We start from the raw sequence: 1055 nt of genomic DNA, 5'->3' as shown, positions 1-1055 counted from the left end.
CGACGCGACCCTGCGCGGCCTCGCCGCGGAGACGCTGTACGGCCGGGCGCTCCTCGCCGCCCCGCGCCGCCTGCGCCCCGCCGACTCGGCGCTGCTCGACCGCTCGTTCAACGCCCTGCTGGACCGCGCGGTCGCGTCCGCGACCCCCGCCACCGACCCCGAGGGGACGACCCGATGACCGTGACGCGCGCCGAGGTCGACGAGCTGTTCCAGCGGCTCGCGCAGACGCCCCCGCACGCGAAGCCCGACGTCGCGACGGAGCTCGTCCAGGTCGCCGACGCCCAGGGCGACGTGGATCTGCGCTTCCGCGCGCGCCTGGCCTACGTGTCGTCGCTGCACCACGCCAACGACCGGCACCGCATGTTCGCGCCGTTCGTCCACGTCCTCCAGCAGTACGACGCCGCCCCGGGCTGGATGACGGAGGAGCAGCGCTGGCAGGTCCTCTGGCTGCACAAGTGGATGGTCACGTGGCTCGTCGACCACCCGCAGGTGCCGCTCGCGCAGCTCCAGGAGGTGCTCGACGGCATGGGGCGCCGGTACGCGGAGGCGGGCGAGGGGCTCGCCCCGGTGCTGGGATGCGCGTACGTGCTGCGCGCGCACGTCGACGGACCGGCCGCGGCCGAGGCGGAGTTCGACGCGTGGGTGCGCGCGCCGCGCACGCACCTGTCCGACTGCGAGGGCTGCGAGCCGTCGGCACGCATCGCGCACCTCGCCGAGCTGGGCCGGCACGCGGAGGTGCTCGCCGAGCTCGCGCCCGTCGTCGACGGCGACGTCGGGTGCAGCGAGCAGCCGCAGGTCGCGATCGGCGAGGCGCTGACGTCGCTCGTCGTCGTCGGCGACCACGACCGTGCCGCGACGCTGCACCGCACCGCGTTCCGGGCGAGCCGGTCCAACCCCGCGGACACGGCCTCGGTCGCGCGGCACCTGCACGTGCTCGCGCGCACCGGCAACCTCACGCGCGGGCTCGAGGTGCTCGGCGAGCAGCGCCACGCGCTCGAGCACCCCTCGTCGCCCTACGCGGGGATGGAGCTCGCCGCGGCGGCGACGCGCCTGCT

At 76.1% G+C, this 1055-nt stretch carries 1 protein-coding gene; it reads left to right on the top strand.

The genetic code is table 11. The annotated features are described in order from the left end of the window. Window positions 1-174: 174 nt before the first annotated feature. Window positions 175-1055 (top strand): hypothetical protein (locus HGA02_RS20125; RefSeq protein WP_210728863.1); only part of this gene is annotated, 881 nt, incomplete at its 3' end.

This window comes from Cellulomonas septica (assembly GCF_012396155.1).
GTDB classification, from domain to species: domain Bacteria; phylum Actinomycetota; class Actinomycetes; order Actinomycetales; family Cellulomonadaceae; genus Cellulomonas; species Cellulomonas septica.
Note: the sequence above shows the minus strand (reverse complement) of the source record. Positions and strands in the feature narration are given on the sequence as shown.